At 61.5% G+C, this 21,913-nt stretch carries 19 protein-coding genes; 14 read left to right on the top strand and 5 right to left on the bottom strand.

The window, feature by feature from the left end:
- Window positions 1–3: 3 nt before the first annotated feature.
- The 5 genes from KBY83_RS00185 to KBY83_RS00205 all read left to right on the top strand — a co-directional run bounded on the left by KBY83_RS00185 (window position 4) and on the right by KBY83_RS00205 (window position 4,710).
- Entirely contained in the window at window positions 4–978 is a 975-nt protein-coding gene (locus tag KBY83_RS00185; RefSeq protein ID WP_255017747.1) for an NAD(P)H-dependent glycerol-3-phosphate dehydrogenase, read from the top strand.
- On the top strand, window positions 975–1,907 hold the full coding sequence (locus KBY83_RS00190) for a PhzF family phenazine biosynthesis protein (protein WP_255017748.1): 933 nt from the start codon (window positions 975–977) through the stop codon (window positions 1,905–1,907). Before KBY83_RS00185 ends, KBY83_RS00190 begins: the two co-directional genes overlap by 4 nt.
- A 128-nt stretch (window positions 1,908–2,035) precedes the next feature.
- Window positions 2,036–2,986 (top strand): SpoIID/LytB domain-containing protein, encoded by a 951-nt coding sequence (locus tag KBY83_RS00195; RefSeq protein WP_255017749.1) that lies wholly within the window; start codon window positions 2,036–2,038, stop codon window positions 2,984–2,986.
- Window positions 2,976–3,815 carry an ATP adenylyltransferase gene (locus KBY83_RS00200; RefSeq protein ID WP_255017750.1) on the top strand — a complete coding sequence of 280 codons (840 nt, stop codon included), beginning with the start codon at window positions 2,976–2,978 and terminating at the stop codon, window positions 3,813–3,815. The genes KBY83_RS00195 and KBY83_RS00200 overlap by 11 nt, the downstream gene beginning before the upstream one ends.
- Before the next feature lie 94 nt (window positions 3,816–3,909).
- The gene (locus KBY83_RS00205; RefSeq protein WP_255017751.1) at window positions 3,910–4,710 is read left to right on the top strand and encodes a sigma-70 family RNA polymerase sigma factor; all 801 of its coding nucleotides are present in this window, start codon (window positions 3,910–3,912) and stop codon (window positions 4,708–4,710) included.
- Here KBY83_RS00205 and KBY83_RS00210 read toward each other — a convergent pair.
- On the bottom strand, window positions 4,658–4,852 hold the full coding sequence (locus KBY83_RS00210; protein WP_254942029.1) for a sigma factor SigF: 195 nt from the start codon (window positions 4,850–4,852) through the stop codon (window positions 4,658–4,660). The genes KBY83_RS00205 and KBY83_RS00210 overlap by 53 nt on opposite strands.
- 308 nt (window positions 4,853–5,160) lie before the next feature.
- On the opposite strand from KBY83_RS00210, the gene KBY83_RS00215 reads away from it, so the two are divergent.
- Together KBY83_RS00215 and KBY83_RS00220 are read left to right on the top strand one after the other, a co-directional pair.
- The gene (locus tag KBY83_RS00215; protein WP_255017894.1) at window positions 5,161–6,687 is read left to right on the top strand and encodes a DUF3370 family protein; all 1,527 of its coding nucleotides are present in this window, start codon (window positions 5,161–5,163) and stop codon (window positions 6,685–6,687) included.
- Window positions 6,688–6,689: 2 nt separating this feature from the next.
- Window positions 6,690–7,748: a DnaJ domain-containing protein gene (locus KBY83_RS00220; RefSeq protein WP_255017752.1), complete on the top strand. Its 1,059-nt coding sequence runs from the start codon at window positions 6,690–6,692 to the stop codon at window positions 7,746–7,748.
- An 884-nt stretch (window positions 7,749–8,632) separates the two neighbouring features.
- Here the strand turns inward: KBY83_RS00220 and KBY83_RS00225 are convergent.
- Window positions 8,633–9,127 (bottom strand): allophycocyanin subunit alpha-B, encoded by a 495-nt coding sequence (locus tag KBY83_RS00225; RefSeq protein WP_106501785.1) that lies wholly within the window; start codon window positions 9,125–9,127, stop codon window positions 8,633–8,635.
- Window positions 9,128–9,241: 114 nt separating this feature from the next.
- Between KBY83_RS00225 and rlmD the strand changes: the two genes are divergently transcribed.
- A complete protein-coding gene (gene rlmD, locus KBY83_RS00230; protein ID WP_255017753.1) occupies window positions 9,242–10,699 on the top strand; it encodes a 23S rRNA (uracil(1939)-C(5))-methyltransferase RlmD in 1,458 nt (485 codons plus the stop codon).
- A gap of 19 nt (window positions 10,700–10,718) precedes the next feature.
- On the opposite strand, the gene pheT is transcribed toward rlmD, so the two are convergent.
- Entirely contained in the window at window positions 10,719–13,169 is a 2,451-nt protein-coding gene (gene pheT, locus KBY83_RS00235) for a phenylalanine--tRNA ligase subunit beta (RefSeq protein WP_255017754.1), read from the bottom strand.
- Window positions 13,170–13,280: 111 nt separating this feature from the next.
- On the opposite strand from pheT, the gene rpmG reads away from it, so the two are divergent.
- The 3 genes from rpmG to KBY83_RS00250 all read left to right on the top strand — a co-directional run bounded on the left by rpmG (window position 13,281) and on the right by KBY83_RS00250 (window position 15,869).
- Complete coding sequence (gene rpmG, locus KBY83_RS00240; RefSeq protein WP_106501787.1) at window positions 13,281–13,475, top strand: 50S ribosomal protein L33; 195 nt, start codon at window positions 13,281–13,283, stop codon at window positions 13,473–13,475.
- Window positions 13,476–13,588: 113 nt separating this feature from the next.
- Window positions 13,589–13,810 carry a 30S ribosomal protein S18 gene (gene rpsR / locus KBY83_RS00245; RefSeq protein ID WP_106501788.1) on the top strand — a complete coding sequence of 74 codons (222 nt, stop codon included), beginning with the start codon at window positions 13,589–13,591 and terminating at the stop codon, window positions 13,808–13,810.
- Window positions 13,811–14,105: 295 nt separating this feature from the next.
- Entirely contained in the window at window positions 14,106–15,869 is a 1,764-nt protein-coding gene (locus KBY83_RS00250; RefSeq protein WP_255017755.1) for a ribonuclease catalytic domain-containing protein, read from the top strand.
- Here the strand turns inward: KBY83_RS00250 and KBY83_RS00255 are convergent.
- Window positions 15,866–17,686, bottom strand: coding sequence for an FAD-dependent oxidoreductase (locus KBY83_RS00255; RefSeq protein WP_255017756.1), 1,821 nt, complete (start codon window positions 17,684–17,686; stop codon window positions 15,866–15,868). The two genes, KBY83_RS00250 and KBY83_RS00255, sit on opposite strands and share 4 nt — an antisense overlap.
- Window positions 17,687–17,787: 101 nt before the next feature.
- On the opposite strand from KBY83_RS00255, the gene metG reads away from it, so the two are divergent.
- A complete protein-coding gene (gene metG, locus KBY83_RS00260) occupies window positions 17,788–19,374 on the top strand; it encodes a methionine--tRNA ligase (RefSeq protein WP_255017757.1) in 1,587 nt (528 codons plus the stop codon).
- Window positions 19,371–20,546, top strand: coding sequence for an LPS export ABC transporter periplasmic protein LptC (lptC, locus tag KBY83_RS00265; RefSeq protein ID WP_255017758.1), 1,176 nt, complete (start codon window positions 19,371–19,373; stop codon window positions 20,544–20,546). The genes metG and lptC overlap by 4 nt, the downstream gene beginning before the upstream one ends.
- Here lptC and KBY83_RS00270 read toward each other — a convergent pair.
- Window positions 20,449–21,147, bottom strand: a complete 699-nt coding sequence (locus tag KBY83_RS00270; protein WP_255017759.1) for a cofactor assembly of complex C subunit B — start codon at window positions 21,145–21,147, stop codon at window positions 20,449–20,451. The genes lptC and KBY83_RS00270 overlap by 98 nt on opposite strands.
- 68 nt (window positions 21,148–21,215) lie before the next feature.
- On the opposite strand from KBY83_RS00270, the gene psb32 reads away from it, so the two are divergent.
- Window positions 21,216–21,911, top strand: a complete 696-nt coding sequence (gene psb32 / locus KBY83_RS00275) for a photosystem II repair protein Psb32 (RefSeq protein ID WP_255017760.1) — start codon at window positions 21,216–21,218, stop codon at window positions 21,909–21,911.
- The last annotated feature ends 2 nt before the right edge of the window (window positions 21,912–21,913 follow it).

Here is a 21,913-nt window from a genome sequence, read left to right on the forward strand (position 1 = left end):
CCCATGGGCCTGCCGCATGATGGCAGTGCCTACCTGCCTGCTGCTTCGGAGTCGATGGGCATTCGCATCGCCGTGTTGGGCCTGGGGGCTTGGGGGCAGACCCTGCTTGAGCGCTGGGATCAGCAAGGTCACATCGTCACGGGTTGGTCCCGGCGCTCTGGCAGCAGTCCGGTGGACCTGCTTGCCAACCAGGATCTGGTGGTTTCGGCGGTAGCCATGGCAGGGGTCCAGCCCCTGGCTGAGCAGCTGGCTCCCCATTGGCCCACTGGACTGCCGCTATTGAGCTGCAGCAAGGGGTTGGATCTCCAGCTGCTGGCAACTGCCACCCAGCTCTGGTCAAACCAGTTGGCGGCTGCCCCCTTGCTGGTGCTGAGTGGGCCGAATCTGGCAACCGAGGTGCGCCAAGGCCTGCCTGCGGCCAGCGTGATCGCAGCTGCGGATCAGGATCTAGCCCGCCGCTTTCAGCAGCAGCTCAGCGACACATCGCTGCGCCTCTACACAAACACAGATCCGATTGGCACCGAGGCCGCAGGGGCTCTCAAAAACGTTATGGCAGTAGCCGCCGGCATCTCCGATGGTCTGGCTTTAGGTGCGAACGCCAAGGCATCCCTGCTCTGCCGTGGCTTAGCCGAGATTGGAGTGGTGTTGGAGGGTTTAGGCGGTGCCACCAGCACTCTCTACGGCCTGGCTGGGTTGGGGGATTTATTGGCCACCGCCAACAGCAGCCTCAGCCGCAACTATCGCTGCGGCGTGCTCCTGGCCGAGGGCTGCAGCGAGCAGCAGGCAAGCGAGCGCATTTCAGCAACCGTTGAGGGTCCTCGCACGGCCAGAGCGGCCCTGCAGCTTGCCAGCCGCAAAGGCTGGCATCTGCCGATCTGTGAGCAGGTTGTGCTGGTGCTCGAAGGCCGCACCACCCCTGCCGCCGCCGTCAAGGCTCTGATGGAGCGCGATCTGCGGCCGGAGTGGCAGCAAGCATGACCTTCCCCGGATCTGCGGTAACGCCACTTGTCTCCCTGCCAGCTGTGCTGGTTGAGGCTTTTGCTGACGGACCCTGTTGCGGCAACGGTGCGGCCGTGGTGCAGCTACATCAGCCCATGGGCGATGGCGCCCTGCAGGACATTGCCCGCAGTCTCAACCAGTCTGAGACGGCTTTTTTGCTGCAGCAGCAAGGCGGCTGGACCCTGCGCTGGTTCACCCCCAGCTGCGAGGTCCCCCTATGCGGCCATGCAACACTCGCCGCCCTGCTGGCCTTGGGCCACTGGCAGCAGCTGGCGCCCGGCGGGGGATTGGAGCTGTTCACCCGCAGCGGCCCCCTGGCGGTAGCCCTTGATGCCAGCGGCAGTTCAGGGCAGCTGGTGCTGCCTAGCGCCGGTCTGCTGCCGGCCGAGCCATCGGCAGCGCTGATCCGGTTGCTGCATGAACGCCTAGGAGTGGCACCCCTGGCCTACTGGAGCTCAGGCCTCGGTTATCGGGTGGCCTTGTTGACGCCAGAGGCAGCGCTGGCCCAGTTGCCTGGCCTGGCTGCGGTATTAGAGGGTCCTGATCGGGGCGGCTTGGTGTTGATGCAGGCCATCGAGAAGGGATCGATAGACGACCTTCCCTCCGTGCTTGGACGGCCAGCCGACTACCAGCTGCGTTTCTTCGCTCCAGGACTTGGCATTGATGAGGATCCGGTTACTGGATCTGCCCACGCGCTGGTTGCGCCTTTTTGGCTTGATCGCCTAGGCCGCAGCTCCGTAGTGGGTTGGCAGTGCTCGCCGCGGCCGGGGGGGATGCTGTGCGATGGCGCTTCTTCGGGCATGATCCGACTTAGCGGTTCGGGCCATCTCCTTTGGAACGGCACATTGCGGGTGCAGGCCGATGGCTCCGGAGCCGACTCCTGGGCCTCCCTGGCCGCCTGCGCCTGAATCAGGGTTTTCTCCAGAACAGAGGACTACTCCAGAACCGAGGATTACTCCAGAACCGAGGTCTTCTCCAGAACAGAAGTCTTCATCTGCGTGGTTTCTTCAGCCGGAGACTGATGCTGGCTGGCCCAATGGCCGTTGTGGCCGTGGCGGTGGGATTTGCGGCCCAGGGCCTGGCTCCCCGCCCCTATGGGGCCGCCCAGGGCGAGTTGCTGGATGCCCTTATTGATACGCCGCCCCCGGCGCAAGACACCACTACCGCAGCTGAGCAATTGCGTCGTCTCGAGGCGCGCCGAGCCACACCTCAAGCAACTGCCACGGCCACTTCCACTTCCACTTCCAGCCTCGGCCTGGCTGAGCCCGAAGCGGGTCCGGGAGTCGATCTGGAAATCCGCGTCGCCCTGCTTGGCGCCGGCACCAACCCCGATCTCTCCGCCAGCGGTGCCTGGCAGGTTGTCAGCCGAGACGGCCAGCTGCTCCAACAGGGCGGCGCTGGCAGTTCGGTGAACCTCAGTGAACTCTGGCTCCAGGGTCCAGAAGCCTGGCTGCAGACCAGTGGGAGCTCCGTACTGGTTAACGGCCGTCCCTATGGAGGGCGCCTGCGTCTGATTCCGGAGAGTGGCGAGCTCAGGGTGGTCAATCACGTTGGTCTGGAGACCTACATCGGTGCCGTGGTTGGAGCTGAGATGCCAAGCAGCTGGTCGCTAGAGGCTCTGCGGGCCCAGGCCGTAGCAGCCCGCTCCTATGCCCTCGCCCACATGGCTCGCCCAGCCAACCGTCACTGGCACCTTGGTGACACAACCCGCTGGCAGGCTTACAAGGGCCTCTCCAGCAGCAACGAACGCACCCGCCAGGCTGCCGCCAGCACCGCCGGCATGATCCTCAGCTATCAGGGCGCCATCGTGGAAAGTCTTTATGCCGCCAACCGCCAGATATCTCTGGAAGCCCATGGCCATCTTGGCGCAAGCATGAGCCAGCACGGCGCCCAGGATCTGGCTATGCAGGGCTATCGCTACAACCAGATTCTGGGTCACTACTACCAGGGAGCATCTCTGGCCCGCCTCAAGGCTGGTGCGAGCTGAGCGCATCTGGCAGCTGGCGCTGCAGTTATCCAGCCAGGCGCAGGCAAGCGGCTCCCTGGTTCCCCTAGCTACCGAGGTCCTGGCGGCCCCGCAGCACCAGCCATTTGTGTTGCGGCGTTTGCTGAGCACCACCCCCAAACACCTACGCCGTGGTGGCCCCAAGCCCAATCCTTTTTTGCCCTGGGAGCAAGCTCTGGAAGTGGAACGGCTCAGCAGCGGCCATGTGGTGCTGCTCAACAAATATCCAGTGCAGGCGGGCCATCTGCTCCTGATCACGGACTCCTGGCAGCCGCAGTCCGGCTGGCTTTCTGCTGACGACTGGCGCGGGGTCTCGCTGCTGGCCAGTGACACCGGTGGGCTGTGGTTCTTCAACAGTTGTGCCGCCTCTGGCGCCAGCCAGCCCCATCGGCATCTGCAACTGCTGCCCCGCCGCGCTGGAGAAGCCAGCACACCCCTGTCTACGGCAATTCAAGTTCAGCTGGATAGGGGCGAGCGCCCCTGGCCCTGGGCCTATCGGCTGAGTCGCCGCACAGATGCCCACGGGGGTAGGGATCTACCCGCCCTTTACCTGGAGCATGCCGAGCAACTGGGCCTGGGCTATCCGCACCAGGACGCCCAGCCCAGGCACCCATACAACCTGCTCTTCGACGACAACTGGCTGCTCACCGTGCGGCGCACCCAGGAACATTGCGCTGGCTTCAGCCTCAATGCCCTTGCCTTTGCTGGCTATCTGCTGGCCACGGAAAGGTCCGATCTCGAGTTGCTGGAGCGACAGGGGCCTTGGTCCTTACTGCAGGCGGTTGCCGCTGCCCCCGACAAGCACCTGTGATCAACGTTCCGTAATTTTTCGGTTGCGCAACAGGGCCCCTTCGCGGCTGGTTGGAAAGGAAGGGAACAAAACCCTGCCAACCCAACTTCAGCCCATGACCCAATCGATCAAAACAAAATCCCTCTGCCGCCGTGCCCTGCAACAACGCAACCAGCGGGTGAACCAGTACTGCGGTCTGGTTACCCCAATTGCTGTGCACTACTGCCGCCGCTGTCCGGAGCCCCTCGACGACCTGGTTCAGGTGGGTCTGATGGGCCTGCTACGAGCCGCCGAGCTCTATCGACCACAAACAGCAACTCCTTTCGAGGCCTTTGCCAGACCCCACATCCGGGGCGCCATCCTGCACTACCTTCGCGATTCGGCATCGGCCGTGCGGTTACCGCGCCGGCAGATGGAGCTGCACGACAAGCTGCGCCAACTGAAGGCCAGCTGGAGCAGCTGCCATGGGCAGGAGCCCAGCGCCGAAGATCTGCGGCTAGCTCTGCAGCTCAGCCTTGAGCAATGGCAAGAACTACTGCGTGGTCAAGCCCTAGCCAGGCCCCTGGATCTGGAGACTGGCTATGAGGAAACCAGACTTCACGAGGGTTGGAGCGGCAGGCCCTCGGAATCTGGATTCACCGGCGCTGATGACTGGGAGTATCAGGGAGCTGAAGTGCGTCAGCAACTTGCTTGCCTTGAGCCCGGATTACGTCGTGTGATCCAGAAGGTAGTGCTCTCGGGCTGGAGCTACCGGCGCACTGCAGCCCTACTTCAGGTGAGTCCAATGACCGTGCAGCGGAGGCTCAAGCAGGGCCTGGCACAGATGCGTGCCGCCCTGCTCAATGCAGACGCGTTCTCAAGCCTCAGCTGCCAGCCGAGGCCGCATCCCGCTCCATCTGTCGCTCCAGCGTGCTGATCGAGGCATTCACGGCTGCCAGCTGGCGTTCCACACCGTCCCGCCAGAACTGCAGCATGCGCAGCTTGCGCTCTTGATGACGCCTCCAGCTACCAGCACCACCGTCATCAACGCTGCCACAGCAGCCCAGGAGGGGAAGCATGAGAAAGTATGAAAGTTCCTTAAGGTTCTAGCGAGCCTGACGGGCTTGCCGAGTGTTGTGTTTCTCCCCCAGCGATGGCCCCGAAACACCCTTCGGTCAGTTCCATTCCCAGCCCCTGTACGAGCTCTCGATCTGGGTTTGCAGCCGACTGCCCGTCATACCCTTTTGGAGTAGGGGCCATTGCACTCAAACCCAACACCCTGATTACCAGATTTCCGTTGCGGCCGATCAAACTGCTGATAGCAGCTGCCCTGGGGGCTCCCCTCGGCCTGTTGCAGGTGCTGCCAGCGGCCGCTTACGTGGCTCTGATGGCGGGACAACAGGCCCGTCCCCTAAATGGCACCTTCAACAAGGTGCCGGTTCTGCACTCGAACCAGCCGGAGGAGGTTGAAGGCCCCGGGATCCTGATCAGCACAGCGCCGGGGTATGCCTACGCCGAAGAGACTGGCCAGCCCTTGCGCAACGCCGAATTCACCTTCAACGGTGATTTTGGGGTGCACATGCACCACAAGTATTTTCCCCCCAACCGCCACCAGCTATCCCGCTCTGGTAGGCGTCCAGAACTCACCCTAGGGCTGATTCTGATCAATCCCGGAATGAGGGCAGTGCACATCCGCTTTGAAACCGGTGCAGTACGCAACAGCTTTGAGGCGCCCTATCTTGTCAATTACAAGATGGGAGTAAGACCCCTCGGGCCTCGCCCTTGGAATACAGGTCCTGGAGATGCAACCGCTGTGCAGGTTCTACGCGGTCGCCTAGATCCAAAACTTGATCAGGAAATTACTATTCCTGCCCGCAGCCGCATTGTCCTATTCCAGACCCAGCTGCCTGCGCTTGGCATTGCTAACGCCTTGTTGAAAGGTAATAGTGATGGACCTTTTCAGATGGCTGTTGTTGCTGGGAAGGAACCCAATAGCGACTGGGATCTAATCGCTATTTTGGATCGGGGCCGGCTTGCTCCGGGCAGGGTCTACCTGAACCGCATTGCTGACATCAATGGCCGCCGAATTTTCTCCCGTGTGGGAGGAGTCGCCATAGGTGATACCTACCAAGCCACCCTGAACCATAATCTCGCTCAGCAAGGCCCATTACATTTTCCGCTAACGAGCACCAACCGCCATAATTTCGGCACCCGCGAGGTCCAGGTCAATCCACTCGTCAGCCGCATGGTGGATTCATCCCTAGACAATGTGGGCACCTACGGCGTTCGATTTGATGTCGATCTGAATCTCAAGGGGTCCGGCCCCTATGAGCTGGTTCTCAGCCATCCCACCGCCTCAGGCACTGGTAAACCTTTCACCGCCTTCAGGGGATCATTGCAAGTACTCACGGAGGAAGGGCTTCAAGAAATGCACGTAGGCATGCTCTCTGGCCAAAGCTTGCCCCTCACCTCTTTGAATCTTCGGGGAGGTGTATCCAACCCAGTTCGAATCAGCTTGGTTTATCCGGCCGATGCCACCCCTGGTCACCTACTCAGCATCGTGCCAGCCAGTCAGGTAGCCATGGTGCAGGAGCGACAGCGTTTGCTTGAGTTGGCTCGCAACACAGCCTCCCCCGCGGCGATGACGCCCCCCCAGTCCCTGCCTGCGATTCCGGATCAAGATCGGGAGGGTCAGGATGGATCAGAATTAATGGCCCCGTTGGTGCTGCAGCCACGCTTCCCCAGCCTGCCGCCCCTCAGAGCAAACCCACCACCACCTCCGCCACCGGCAATTTATCAGCCGCGTTATTCCCCCAACCAAACTTCAACCCCTGGGAACAAAAGCTTGGTTGATCGCTACCAGCAGGCTGTGGAAGCGCAGCAGGAAATGATGCGCGACCTTATGGGCCGTTAGGCATGGCTAAGCCGGCGGACCCCAATCGTCGCCGCTTCAGTCTGGAGCTGCCCGTCGATTTGCTCGACAAAATTGACGCGCTGCGGGCCGAGTGGGGCCTTCGCAGTCGCGGAGATCTTTTCGAGCGTCTGCTACAAGAGATCTTCCCAGCTACTGAGGAAGCTGAGACCTCTGTTCTTGCCAACGACGGCAATCACCAGCCTGATGGCTCTCTGAGCGAACAAACAAGCCTGGAGTCAACCTTCAACGAACAGGGGGCTCTGGTGTTGATGACCCGGGGCTCCGGGGGAGACCTATGCCTGGATCGGGAATCAGCTGATCGTGAATTCGCCTTCGACTTCGATGTTGATGCGTCGATGGCAGCGGAAGTGCGCCCTCGTAAGAGCGGCATTGACCTACCTGGCTTTGTGAGGCGCCAATCTGACCAGCTCAAGCGCAGTTTGCAGCCCTTACGCCAACCCATGGATCTGGCACAAGAACCTCTCCCCCATGTAGGAGGTGATGTGCTCGAACGCTCCCTGGCCAGAGCCCGTGACCACTGGCTTGAGCTCTACGGCAAGGTTGCCAATGAGGCGGTTCTGGAAGCCGCAATGGTGTGGTTGGCCCAGGACATTTGGGGCCAGAGTGATCAAAGTGAGGGCCGCCCTTTTACTTGGTCGCTTGCCTGCGATGTGGTGGCCAATACGGCTCCCAGCTGGGGCAGGGAGCCCGCAACTTTTGAGCGAGTCATGGTGATGGCAGGTTTGCTGGAGGATCCCTTCAGCATTTCAACCCTGGAACTCCGCTTACCAACGCTGATCAGGCGCTTTGTGCATCGTTTCCGCAAGCGACGCAAGGGCACCTCGTTCCAGACCTTGGAACACACCATGACCCTGCATGGGGCCTTGAAGCTGCTGCAACTGCCAACGGCGCCGGGTCAGCGTCTCACCCTGCGACAAATACGGGAGGCTTACCGCGAGTTGGCGATGAGCCATCACCCCGACTCTGGCGGCACGGAAGAAACCATGCGGCGCCTAAACGAGGCCTACCAGCTGCTGAAAGAGCTCTACCGTAACGAGTAGATTCGTATATGACTTCTCACCTGAGACACCTAATTGGTCCTGGAATAATTCTTGGATGAGACTGGCGATCTGCGCTCTGCGGCTTGTTGGGCGAATCATCATTTCAAGCCACTACGGCTTGATTGCCCAGATGCTTGACGGATTGTTTCTTGTCTCTCTCATTTGGGACGCATTATTTGTCCTGTTGAGGGTCTCGTCTGAGGAGAATGGGATTATCAATTCTTGGCCTAAGCGGCCTGGTCTTGCGAGTGGACTACTAATCAGTCTTGGATGAGATGACTGAGGCATATGCAAGTGAGCTTTGCCCCCTAGTTGATGGCGTCTAGTTCGGCTTAATTCCGATTTTTCCGTATTTCTGCTTGCATCTCCCTGGGCGCGCTTCATTGATTACTCGTTGCTGTGACCGTTAGACGGCCTGAACAGCTTGTCCAGCTATCTGGGCTGGTCTGGTCCAAATCATCCGTCCCGCCTCAGAATCGTTGCAGCAGCACACTCGGAAACCTTGCGTAACTGTGTCATACACAGGTACGCAAGCTCTCAGGGCCATGTAACAGGCTTGCTGAAGCTTCGAGACTTGCTGGCCCTGGAGCTGGCCCTGGAGCTGGTCGAGCAGCTTGCCAAAAGAATGATCAGTTGTCTCATAATGGACTTAGTTATAGACCCTGCATGCGTCTAGGATGAGACTTTAGACAAGTGGAGGGGCTGGGTGAGGTGCGCGGTCCCGCCGGCGGTTATTGAAAAGTGAGCATCGCCCTGTCGCTCCATCCGAGCGAGCAATCGATGATTCTTTTGCGTCCCATGCGGGACTCATTAATAGTCCATTAAAAAGACCCGGATGAGACAAGCGCTCCTCCGGGTCTTGGTGCTGGTTGGGATGGTCTGAATCAGGTGCTGGTTTGCATGCCCTGGATCAGAAAGTCGAAGTACGGGCCCGCAAGGGATGCCTGGTCTGTGCTCAACAGGGCGAGCGAGGCCTCCTTCATGGTGCGCATTGCGTCCACCATGCCTGGCATCGGTACGCCGAGGCTGTTGTACATCTCACGGGCACCGACCAGGCCAATCTGTTGAATCATCTCGGTGCTGCCGGCGAGAACGCCGTAGGTCACCAGGCGCAGATACCAGCTGTAGTCGCGCAGGCACTGGGCCCGCTGCTTTTGGCCGTAGGCATTGCCACCGGGGGCCACATAGTCGGGGTTGCGCTGGAAGAGCTGCTTGGCCGACTCATCAACAATTTTTTTCTCGTTGTCGGTTAGAAGCCGCACAACCGCCAGCCTTTCGGCTCCCCGGCTGAGGTACTCCACCATGGAGCGCAACTCGCCGCCACTGGGATACCGCAGCTGATCATCAGCCTGAAGGATCAGATCCCGAACGACGCTCATCGCAGCGACCACACGCGTCCCCCACCTTATCGACTCCTCAGCAAGATCACCGTGCCCCGCCGCAAGGTGTAACGCCCCTTTGCACGGCGTAGGGTGAAGGATTGGTAGGCGGGCGTGGGCACTAAAAGCTTTGGCAACGGCGCTGGTGGTGGCAAGAGCGATGGCCTCGATCTCTCCACCGGAATGACCGTGACGGTGGCCATCACCGGCCTATCCCATGACGGTCAGGGCGTGGCCCGTCTCGCAGATCGGGTCTTGTTTGTAGCTGGTGCCTTGCCTGGCGAGCAGGCGAAGGTACGCCTCACCCATAAGGCCCGTCGCCACTGGCTAGCTGAGCTGCAACAGGTGCTTGAGCCGGCAGCGGAGCGTCGAAGACCTCCTTGCATCCTTGCTGAAGACTGTGGTGGTTGCAGCTTGCAGCACCTCGACGACTCGGCGCAGCAGCACTGGAAGCACCAAAAAGTTGTTGATGCTCTGAGGCGTATTGCCCACCTTGATTCGGATGTTGCACCCTTAATGGCAGCGCCAGAAGGGCTCGGCTATCGCAACAGGGCGATTATCCCGCTTGAGCGCTGCGAGGACGGGCGGTTGCGGGCTGGCTTTTATCGCCCTGGCACCCACAAAATTGTCAATATGAATCGCTGCTCGGTGCTTGATCCGCGCCTGGACGCTTTGATCGCACCGCTTAAGTCGGATCTTGAGACCAGTGACTGGCCCGTTGATCGGGACTGCCGCGAGGGGGGCGGCCTGCGCCATCTGGCCCTGCGAATCGGCAGCTATACCGGTGAGTTGCTGATCACCCTGGTAAGCAGCACCCCAGACCTGGAGGGCATCGAGATCCTGGCCGCCCAATGGATGCACCGCTGGCCCGAATTAGTGGGTGTGTGCCTGAACCTGCAACCTTTAGCCACCAACACCCTGATGGGACCCGAGACACGCGTGGTGGTGGGACGTAGCTGGGTGCACGAGCGTTTCTGCGACCTCGAGCTGCGCATTGCAGCAGACACCTTTTTCCAGGTCCATACCCGACAGGCTGAGCGAATAGTCCCCCTGGTGCTTGCAGCCCTTGCGGGCTCTGCGCCTGGCGTGATGGTTGATGCCTACTGCGGCATTGGCACCTACAGCCTGCCTGTCGCTGCGGCTGGCTGGCACGTTCACGGCATTGAACTAAGCCCCGAGGCCGTGCACCAGGCCAAGGCCAATGCCCGCGAAAACGGCCTAAGTGAATCAGCCACCTTTGAGACCGGTGTGGTAGCCGAGTGCCTTGCTGAGCACCTGGTTCACTGCGATGCGGTGTTTCTCGATCCCCCCCGCAAGGGACTGGAGCCCGCCACCCTGCAGGCGATCATCGAACGCCCCCCCGCCCACCTGCTCTACCTCAGTTGCGACCCCGCCACCCTGGCCCGGGACCTGGCCCAGCTGGTTGGCGGCGGCAGTTATCGATTGGAGAGCGTTCAGCCGATCGACTTTTTTCCCCAAACAAGCCACGTAGAAACATTGACCGTTTTGAGCCGTATCGGAGCTGGCGTCCCAACCCCGCAGCCCGAGGCAGCGGAGCAGGAGCAGGGGTAGATCTGCCGCCGCCTGGATATCAGCTGCGCAACAGGGCGCCCAGCTGCTTTTCCAGGGCTGCCCGGATCGAGGAGTGGGCTGCTTCCACCTCTTCATCGGTGAGGGTGCGGCTGGCATCGCGATAGCGCAGCCGGAAGGCTTGACTGCACTGGCCTGCAGCAAGTTGACCGCCCTCGTAGCGGTCTACTAATTCCGCATGCTCCAGCAGCGGCTTGCCGGCCTTGCGAATCACCTGGAGCAGCTCAGCTGAATTCGTGCTGGCTGCCACCACTACGGCCAGATCTCGCTCCGAAGCGGGAACGGTGGCATAGGGGGCAAAGGCTGGCTGCCAGCGATTGCGGCGGGTGGCGGCGATCAGCAAGGCATCGAGTTCGAGCTCGAAGATGATGCTTGTTTGCGGTAGGTCTAGCTTTTCGGCCTGCTCAGGGTGCAGCTGGCCAAACCAGCCCTGGGGCCGCCCTTCTACTACCAGCTGGGCGGCTCGCCCCGGGTGTAGCAACGGGTGCTGGGTAAGTGGGCGATCTTCGATTGGGATCGCCAGCGCTGCCAAGGCTTGCTGCAGCAGGCCACGGGCTTGGTGATAGCTGGGAGGCTGGGGTTTGCCACTGCTGCTCCAGCGCTCACCTCGCCGTTCGCCACAGATAACCCCAGCCAGCAGCTGGCGAGCAGACCTGGCGGCATCGCTGCTGAACACCTGGCCGATCTCAAAGGCCCAGAAACCTGGCTGCCCACTCTGCAAGTTGCGGCGTGCAGCGGCGAGCAATTCGCCATGCAGGTTGTCGCGCAGGTAGCCGTAATCAGCTAGCAGGGGATTAGCCAGGGGTATGCGCCCAGCGGCTGCCGGCACCAGGGAAAAGCTGCAGGCCTCCTGCAGCCCGGCAGCGCACAGTTGGCGGCGCAGGCGGCGCTCCACCTGCTGGGCTGGAGTAAGTCCCCCAGGCTCCAGTGGGTCGGGTAGGTGGCAGGCGAAGTGGTCGTAACCAACCAGGCGGGCCACCTCCTCGATTAGGTCAACCTCCCGTTGCAGATCCATCAACCGTGAGGGGGGCACGGTGACGAGCCAACCCTCACCATCTATCTCTTCTGCCAGCTGGCAACCAAGGGCCGTCAATGTCTGGACGATCCTGTCGTCACTGAGGTCTGAATAGTCTTCGCCGTCTTGAACAGGTCCAAGCAGATTGTGCAGGGCATCACGCCTCAGCTGCAACGGCTCGATTGGCTGCTCGGCTCGTTGATGTAGCCAGCGGCCCGAAACATTGGCAGCGCAATGTTGCTTAAGCAGGGCCACGGCCCGATCTGCAGCAGCGAGGGTGGCCTCCCTTGGCAACCCCTTCTCAAAACGGCTGCTTGCTTCAGTGCGTAAGCCAACGCTGCGGGCGGAGCGGCGCACCGCCTGGGGAGCAAACACAGCAGCCTCAAGCCAGATTGAGGTGGTGGCTTCATTAACGGCTTCATCCGCACCACCCATCACGCCAGCCAGGGCGATGGGGCGGTTGCTGTAAGTAACCACCAGGGCTTCGGGGCTGAGTTTGTGCTCCGTGGCGTCCAGGCTGGTGAATTCCTCACCATCAAGGGCCTGGCGTAGCCCCAGGCTGGCTAGCTGGGGTTCGCTATCTCCGTCGATTACGGCGAGGCGCTTGCTGTCGAAGGCGTGCAGGGGTTGTCCCGTCTCCAGCATCACCAAGTTGGTGATATCAACAATGTTGTTGATCGGGCGAATGCCGGCCTTTTGCAGGCGCTGCTGCAGCCAGAGGGGCGATGGGGCGACCTTCAGCCCGTCGAGGGCCGTGATGCTGAATAGCCCCCCAGCCTCAACTGCGACCCGGTCGCTGGCGGAAAGAGGCAGCTGCTGGCTTGTTGCGGCAATTTCAGGGGCCTTTATGTGGGTCTGGCCGCCCACCAGGGCCGCCACCTCCCTGGCTATGCCTTGCATTGAGAGGCCATCAGGTCGGTTGGCGGTGATCGCCAACTCCAAAACCTGGTCATCCAGCCCCAGGCTTGGTCCCACTGCTGCGCCCAGGGGGGGAACCTGCTCCAGCAGCTCATCAAGAATGGCGATTCCTTCCCCCTCTGCCGTCTGGCCAAGCTCGGCAAGGGAGCAGATCATGCCGCTGCTGGCCACACCGCGCAGTTCGGCGGGCTTGATCGTCAGGTTGACCGCCGGCAGAGTGGCGCCCACCAGGGCAACGGGCACATATATACCAGCCCGTACATTCGCTGCCCCGCAAACGATCTGCAGGGTTTCGGCGGCGCCTATATCAACTAAACAGACGCTCAGCTTGTCTGCGTTGGGATGGGCCTGGCGTTCACGCACGAAGCCCACCACGACACCGTCGGCCTGGGCGGCTAGGTCCTCTATGGCATCCACCTCAAAACCAGCCAAAGACAGACGCTCGGCTAGCGGCCCTGGAGCGAGGGCTTGTTCGGGGCCGGTCACCAGCTCCTGCAGCCATTGGAGCGAGACCCGCATAGCCCGTGGTGTGTTGAACCTTGATCTTAGGGATCAACTGGGGGGTGGGACTACCGCCAGGTATGGTGACAACTTGTCCTTTCGCATCGCTCCAGCGGCGCAACGTCCTTCATGGCTAAAAACAAGGGCGTCCGGATCGTGATCACTCTCGAGTGCACCGAATGCCGGTCCAACCCCGCAAAGCGTTCTCCAGGTGTGTCCCGTTACACCACTGAGAAGAATCGCCGTAACACCACCGAACGGCTTGAGCTGAAGAAGTTCTGTACCCACTGCAACTCCTCGACGGTTCACAAGGAAATCAAGTGATTCAGGCTTGGGCCCCAGCTTTGGCGCTCAATCATCAGTTTCAACTCGATTTGCCCCAGCCCCGTCAGGTACTGGTCAGAACCAGCTTCATTCACTATTCGCCTTCGTAATCCATGTCTAGCTCTTTTTTCAAAAAGCGCCTGTCGCCAATCAAGCCTGGCGATCCGATTGACTACAAAGACGTCGATCTGCTCAAGAAGTTCATCACCGAGCGCGGCAAGATCCTGCCCCGCCGCCTCACTGGCCTGACAGCCAAACAGCAGCGTGACTTGACCAACTCTGTTAAGCGTGCCCGAATTGTGGCCTTGCTGCCTTTTGTGAATCCCGAAGGCTGAGGCCTCTCCCCTGGCGGCTTCAACCTTCCATCCTGGCGATCTGGTGGGACTGGGCGATGAGCGCGGTCCCCAGCTTGCTGTTGTTTTGGCTGTGGCCTCAAACAAGGCCTCTCTAGCAATTGGTACCAGCGCTAGGCAGCAAATCCAGCCGCTGCGGCAACTGTTGCTTCTCACTGCGTTTTCCGGCGAGTGCAACCCACCCCAGCGGCTTAGCCAAGCTCCGTGGTTGATTAGTGACGACGCTTTGACGGCAGTGCTGCCTTCTCGAAGCGATTTCGCGGCAGCTTGGATCCTGATGCAGGCTGAACCTCAGGGATTGCAGCTGAGCGACTGGGTTGATCTGGTGTCTTCGCGACGGGATGGCCTAGCTATTGCATCGTGCTGGCGCTGGTGTCTTGGTCCCCAGACCCTGTTCCGTCTGCGTCAAAACCTGGTTGAGGCCAGGCCTCTGACGGATCTTCGCCGGCTGCGGCGAGAACGCCGACTGCGGGTGCTCCAGGAGCAAGCTGAAATGCGCTGGCAGCAGCAGCTGCGCGATCGTCAGCCGCTTGATCTGCAACTGCTCAGCGCAGAGCAGCGCCAGCAGCTTGAGCTATTGGTTGATTGGGCTGGAGGTGAGTGCACAACTCCCCTACCCCTTCCCCTGCGCCAGGCTTTGCAGGCCGCCAAAGTTATGGTCGATACGGGTTCAATTCGCCACCTGCTGGTTGATCTGGGCCAGTGGCAAGCCCACCTTTTGCCGTCCCTCCGAGCCACGGTCTGGGAGCAAGGCTTTTCTGCTGATCTACTGGCTGAAGCCGAACGCCTACTAGCTAGCGCTGAAACTGAACTACCGGGTGATGCCGAGCGTCTGGACCTCAGCGGCCAGCGCAGCGTCACCATTGATGACCCTGATACCTGCGACATTGACGACGGGTTGGCGTTGGAAACAACCCCCGCTGGCCAGGTGAAGATTTGGATCCACGTGGCGGACCCAGGTCGCTTGATTGCGCTGGATTCGCCCCTCGACTTAGAAGCACGACGGCGGGGCAGCAGTCTTTATTTGGCATCTGGAATTTTGCCGATGTTCCCGGAGGCGCTTGCCACCGGGCCGATGAGCCTGCGGGCCGGCCATCGCAGTGCCGCCTGGAGCATCTGGGTTGAACTCGACGGCGATGGGGCTGTTAAGGCTTCGGGATTGCAGCGCAGCTGGGTTAAGCCCACCTACCGGCTCAGCTATGGCGATGCCGACGACCTGATCGATCTAGCCCCGCCTCAGGAGCGCGACCTTGCCGACTTGCACGGCCTGCTGCTGCGCCGCCGCCAATGGCGTGTGCGCCAGGGTGCCCTGCTGCTGGATCAGCCGGAGGGTCGGATTCGGGCCCAGGGAGACGCGGCCCAGGGAGACGCTCCCCAGCTTGAGATCACCGAACCCAGCCCCGCCCGATTGATGGTGGCCGAAGCGATGATTCTGGCGGGCGCGGTGGTAGCTGGTCTTGGCCAAGAACAAGCTTTAGCTCTGCCCTATCGCAGCCAACTAACAGCAACTTTGCCGCCGGAGGCCGAGCTGGCAGCCCTGCCGGCTGGCCCGGTGCGCCATTGCGCCATTAAGCGGTGCCTAAGCCGCGGTCATACCGGTACGGAGCCAAGCCCCCATTTCAGCCTGGGCTTGTCGGCCTATGTCCAAGTCACCTCGCCGATTCGCCGCTACGCCGATCTAGTGGCGCAACGGCAACTGCTGGCACTTCAACAGGGAAGCCAGCCCATGGTTGCCACCGATCTAGCCGCCCTGCTCTCCGACTTAGACGGTCCGCTCAGGCAGGGGATGCAGATCAGCAGGGAAGACCAGCGTCACTGGCAGCAGGTGTGGTTTGCGGCGCATGGGAGTCAGCATTGGCAGGCCTGTTTCCTGCGCTGGCTGCGGCCCCAGGACAGGCTGGGGCTGGTGCACGTTGATGCCCTGGCCATGGATCTGGCGGCCGAGTGCCCAGCGGGCTCGGACCCAGGCGATCTGCTGCAACTGCGAGTTCAGGCGGTAGACCCCCTGCGCGACCAATTGCGACTGCAGGCCACGGGCTAATCCGCGGCCAGTCGCGAGGCCCGCAACCAAGCCCCCCAAGGATTGGCACAGCCAATCAACTTGGCCTGGGTGGGCTTATCAAGGTTCTGCAGCCAGCGGTTCAGGCCTGGCTCCAGGGTGATGAGAGGCCACTCCCGTTTGGCGTTATCACTGCTGAAATCGGTGTCGCATAAAAAGGTGTAGCCGCCCTGACCGTCCGGCAGCACCCTTCCATTCCACAGAGACTCCCTGGGTTCTGGACGGCCCTGGCTCGGACCTAAGGGTCTTTGGAATGGGCGCTCAATTTGGCCATTGGCCTGCAGGAGGTCGGGATTGGCCAGCAGCTGCAGCTGTCGGGCTAACCAGTCGCTGGCATGCCAGGGGGTATCCCAGAGCGGCACTACCGCCGCTGGAGCACGGTGATCGTGGAGCAGGCACTGCTGAACGGCTAGGGGCGCAAGCTCAGCTGGGGGGATGCCCCGCTGTACCGCCAGGGCCGCTGCCGCCCCGGCCGCCTGGCCGATGTTCAGAATTAGGGGCTGCAAACGGGTGGCCCCATTGGCCATGTGGCTGCTGCTGAAGGCCTTGTCAGCTGCCAGCAGGTTGTCGATCTCTGCGCTCAGCAGCGCTCCGTAGGGAATGCAAAAGGGAGTGCCGCTCCAGCGCCCTCCCCAGCGAATGCTTTTAGGTGCCAGTGGCCAGTCAGTCCCTGGGTAGTGGTGGTCGTTGGCGTAGTTGCCCACCGCTATCGACTCCAGTTCGCCGCTGGCATTGAGCGGCAGTGGCCCCTGGGATTCAGCGCTGCCTAGGGGGAGCAGGTGCTGTTCCAGCACCAGCGAGCGGCCCACCAACCGTCGTCCTTCCCGCCAGTAGGGCATGGCAGCTAGCCAGGGCGCAGAACTGCCGGCTTCAGCAGGAAAGGCATGGCCCAGTTGAAGCCAGCCCCCACTTGCCTGCTCAAGGGCTCTTGCAAACTGCAGGCTGTAGGACTGCATTTCGGCAGCTAACCCAGCTTGCTCAGCTGGATCAGCGCTGAAGGCGCGTTCCAGCCCCTGATGCCAGTCGTTGCCGTGCAGCGGCCAGTTGAGCATCACCAGGCCCCCAGGCAGGCGCCCATAGTTGATCGTGCGCTCTAAACCGAAGGCCTCGCTGGCTCGTTCAAATGGCGCAGCCAAGGGCGGTGGGGCTGCAGCTGGCGTCAACACTTCGCTTTGGAGCTGGCCCATCACCACCCAGGTGGGCGATTGCACAGGTTGTTGCTTAAAAAAAGCTTCCGTTTGCAACCGTTGCAGACTGGGGGCACTGGGTTCGCCCCATTGCTCCTGGGCTTCCCAGCCGAGTCGAAATGGAGCCTCCGCTAGGGGCAGCAGGTCGCCGCGGTCGCTGCCATCGATCACAACTTTGCAGTCCAGCCATTGGGTTTCACCCTTGTGCTCCAGCTGTACTGCTGTGATGCGGGCCCCCTGACGCCGCACCGCCAGCAGCCTGCAGCTTGGCCACCACTGCAGATTGGCCAGCTCGCTTACCCAGCCTTGCAGGATCGCTTCTGCGGTGGCGGGCCGGTAACCAAAGCAACTCACCCAGTTTTGATCAAGTCCCTCGGGCTCGGCCTGCTCAAGGGCGCGCAGAAAGGCTCCCCAGAGACCTGTCTGCCAAGGGGTGAGCTCATTGCCATCGGGGCAGCAAACGCCGGCGGCGCTCACCATGCCCCCAAGCCAGTTGCCAGGGGTGAGCAAGAGCGTGCTGGCACCGCCGCGGGCCGCCTGGATTGCTGCGGCCACGCCACCGGTGCCGCCCCCCCACACCATTACATCCACTGCTTCTGATGGCAGGGTCATGGCTGGCGGACACGGCTGACACAAGACTCGCAGGAGATGATCTGAGCAGGCGTGCTCGTGGTCAGCCTTTATGTCCGTCGCCGCTCCGTAGGATCAAAAGGATGACTTACACGCTCACCACCCCCCTCTATTACGTCAACGATCGCGCCCATCTCGGCAGTGCCTACACAACGCTTGCCTGCGATGCGGTGGCACGCCACCAGCGGCTAAGGGGGGAGTCGGTGATGTTCATCACCGGCTGCGATGAACACGGCCAGAAGATCCAGCGCACGGCCGAAGCGGCTGGACTCAGTCCGCAGGCCCATTGCGATCTAATCAGCGAGGGATATCGCGATCTTTGGAACCGTTGGCAAATCAGCAACGACCGCTTCATCCGCACCACAGACCCACGCCACCGCCAATTGGTGGCTCAATTTTTTGCCCGCGTGGAGGCCAATGGCGATGTGGTGGAGGGGCGTCAGCAGGGCTGGTATTGCGTTGCTTGTGAGGAATTCAAAGATGACGCACCGGGCAGTGAGGATCCCGAATGCCCCATCCATCGCAAGCCCCTGGAGTGGCGCGATGAGGTCAATTTGTTTTTCCGCCTTTCCCGCTATCAGGCGCAGATCGAGGCCTTGATCCGCCAGCCGGGCTTCATTGCCCCCGCCAGCAGGCAGAAGGAGGTGGAAAACTTTGTGGCCCAGGGACTGCGCGATTTTTCAATCTCCCGGATCGACCTGCCATGGGGCATTCCGGTCCCCGGCCATGAAGGCCATACTTTTTATGTGTGGTTTGACGCCCTGCTCGGCTATCTCACGGCCCTGCTCGACCCGGCGGAGCCAGTTGTGTTGGAGCAGGTGCTGGAGCGTGGCTGGCCCGCCCAGCTACATGTGATTGGCAAGGACATCCTGCGCTTCCACGCGGTTTATTGGCCGGCGATGTTGCTGTCCGCAGGGCTGCCGCTGCCAGAGCGCGTATTTGGCCACGGCTTCTTGACCCGCGAAGGCCAGAAGATGGGCAAGTCCCTTGGCAATGTGCTTGATCCTGATGTGCTGCTGAAGCGTTGTGGCCGCGATGCGGTGCGCTGGTACTTGCTGCGCGACATTCCCTTCGGCGAGGACGGTGATTTCCAGCAGCAGCGCTTCACTGATCTGGTCAACAACGATTTGGCAAATACGATCGGCAACCTGCTGAATCGCACCTCTTCGATGGCACGGCGCTGGTTTGCAGATGCCGTGCCTCCAGCCGGAGCCGCCGCCCAGGCCGATCACCCCCTGGCTGTTGCTGCCCTCGCGGCCGGCAGCAGTGTCAATACGGCCCTAACCGACCTGGACTTCCGTCGCGCCGCTGAAGCGGCGCTGCAACTAGCAATCGCTGCAAATGGCTACCTCAACGACCAGGCCCCTTGGAAGCAAATGAAGCTCGAGGGTCAGGAAAGTTTGGTGGCAGCGGATCTTTATGCCGTGCTTGAGGCCACCCGCTGGGTGGCAGTGCTGCTGGCCCCGCTCCTGCCTGAGCTTTCTGATCGGATGCTGCTCCAGCTCGGTCAGGAACCATTTGCTAGCGGTCCGCTGGCTCCTGCCTGCGCCCCTGGCAGCCATGCTTCTCCTTGGCTGTTCGCCCAGCGATGGGGTCTGCTGGAGCCCGGACTCGCCCTGATTGAGCCGCAGCCGGTCATGTTGCGACTTGAGCTCGAGTCACCTCTGTGACCACGACTGCCCGGCTGCAGTGGTGCCCCCTGCTGGCTCTGAGCCTGGGTGCCCTAGTAAGCCTGCCCTTGCTGCTGGTTGGATGCGGCACCCAGGTGTCTAAGGAGGAGCCGGCCCAGCCTTTTGTCTTCCGCTCCCTCAACCTGCGCCAGAAGGATTCCAGCGGACGGCCCCTATGGGAATTGACCAGCCCGGAGGTGCGCTACGACCTCGGTCGTCGTGTTGCCCAAGCACGCGACCTACGCGGCACCATCTATGCAAAGGGCAAGCCCCTTTATCGAATAACGGCCAGCAGTGGCACCGTCATTAACGACGGCGAAGTGGTGCAGTTGGAGGGCCCAACCCGGCTGCAGCGCCTTGGGCCCAAGCCACTTGTTGTGACCTCTACTCGTGTGCGTTGGTATCCCAAGCAGGAGCGCATGGAATTGGACCGCAGTCCCCGCGCCTCCCAGGGGGAGTTGCTCGTGTCCGCTCGCCGGGCCCTCTTTTGGATCAAGCAGGACAAGTTGGAGTTGAGGGGGGAGCCCCTGTTAGAGCGTTCAGGGGCGGTCGGCTTGAAGCTGGCGCTGAGTTCTGCAGATTGGTTCCCAACCACTGGCCAACTGATCGGTCGAGGGCCAGTTCGGGGAGAACGGCGTCTAGCAGCTAGTGGACTTCAAACACTTTCGGCGCCATCCCTTACCGGCAATTCCCTGCTTCAGCTGATCGACCTACAGGCACCGGTGCAGGTGCTGGATCCTGGCCGCAAGGGCCGTCTTGATGCCAGCCATACCCGCCTCGACCTGGCGCGGGAACGCATTAGCAGTGCCCATCCATTCACCGCTGTGCTGGATCAGTCCCGGCTTAGCGGCACGGGCTTTGAAGCGATTGGTCCTAGTCACACCTTGATGGTTCCCCTCAATTGCCGCCTAAACCAACCAACCGATTCCCTCGTCGCCAATAGCTGCAGCTGGAATTGGCAGACAAATAAGATTGAGGCCCTTGGTGCTGTCGAGCTGCGCCGCAAGGCCCTTGCCCAGGTCACCCGCGCTCAGCGGCTTCAGGGTGTGCTTAATGAGCAGGGGATGGCCGTATTCAGCAGTCCGGGGGCAAGGGTGGAAACTCGGGTGACTTTGCCTCCCCGGGCCCCATCAGGTCCTGATTCCCGCAAGCCGGCTCCATTCGCTCTCTAAGCCGCTGGGACCAACCCTCGAGCCAGGTCAAATCGCTGCGGCTAAAGCAGCGCGGCGACCAGCCGGCAAGCACTACCAAACCCCTTGAGTCAATGGGCTGAACCACTACGGCTGGCACCCCTGGCAGCAGGCTCTCAAATTCAGCGCGGCCTGGATAGAGGTTCAGATCTACAAGTGAGATGGCGGAACCTTTTTCTTGGGCTCGCTGGCAGATAGCTCCTGGTTCAAAGGGCACCTGCGCCAGTAGGCCGCGGCGCAGCAAACACTTGTTTTGCCACAGCACCACCACCGTTGCAGCCGGGGTGGCGGTGAGCAACATCTGACTGCCCCAGCCCAATTCTTCTGATAGGGCTTCAGGTAGTCCATCTGCAAGCTCCACCCCCTGCACCCCTTCGAGGGCAGCTCGGGCAGCCGCTTCGGGCAAAGCCCGGGTCCAGAGCATACCCACCAACATCAGAGCCACCGCCAGGAAGCTGGCCAATACGGCGGCTCGCTCGAGGGCGGGATCAATGCTTGTCGCGGTTGTTTGATTCAGTACAACCAGGGCAAGGGAGGCCACCCCAGAGAGAAAACAGACCCTTGCGGGTGTGGAGGGGGCCATGGGGGTTAAGCAGGAGGCGACAGCTGGGCCCGCAGGCGGCAAACTAGATCCATGTTGGGCCTGAACCGTTGCCCCCTTCCCTGCGTGTGACCCGTCGCATTCCCTTATTGGGAGTGGTGGCAGCCCTGTTTATGGGCTTTGCAGCCTTTTGGATGCCTGCTCCAGCTCTGGCAATTGCCGCAAGTGGTCTACCGGCCTCCGCTCCCCAGGAGCGCATCCTTGACACCGCAGATGTGCTGAGCCGCGCAGCCATCGGCGAGCTCAGCAAAACCCTCGAAAGTTTTTCAGCAGAGCGGGTGGATGCCCACTTGATAACCGTTAACCGCCTTGACTACGGGCTGAGCCTTTCCCAGCTCGGCAATTCAGTGCTGGAGCGTTGGTCCGAGTCGGGGGGCGAGCCCAACCAGGTGCTCTTTTTAATTGACAGCCAGACGAACAGTGCGGCGGTGTTGACCTCTCCAGGCCTGGTTACCCAGCTTGACGCCAGCCTGCTACGCAGCACGGCCCGAACAACTATGGCCCAGCCGATCCGCGATGGTGGTCGCTATCGCCAGGGCAGCCTCGATGCCATGACTCGCCTGCTCACCGTGCTGCAGGGAGGTGAGGATCCCGGCGAACCAATCACCGCTGAGGTTGTCAGCCAGCCCACCAACATCCCCACGAAGGAGGAAACGAAGTCGAGTAATGCCTTCACTTGGATTGTGGTGCTTCTAACGGTTGGCACGATTGTGCCCATGCTCACTTGGTGGGTCTTCTCGCGCTGATC

Origin of the sequence: Cyanobium sp. WKJ7-Wakatipu (genome assembly GCF_024345355.1) — a bacterium.
Classification (GTDB): domain Bacteria; phylum Cyanobacteriota; class Cyanobacteriia; order PCC-6307; family Cyanobiaceae; genus Cyanobium_A; species Cyanobium_A usitatum.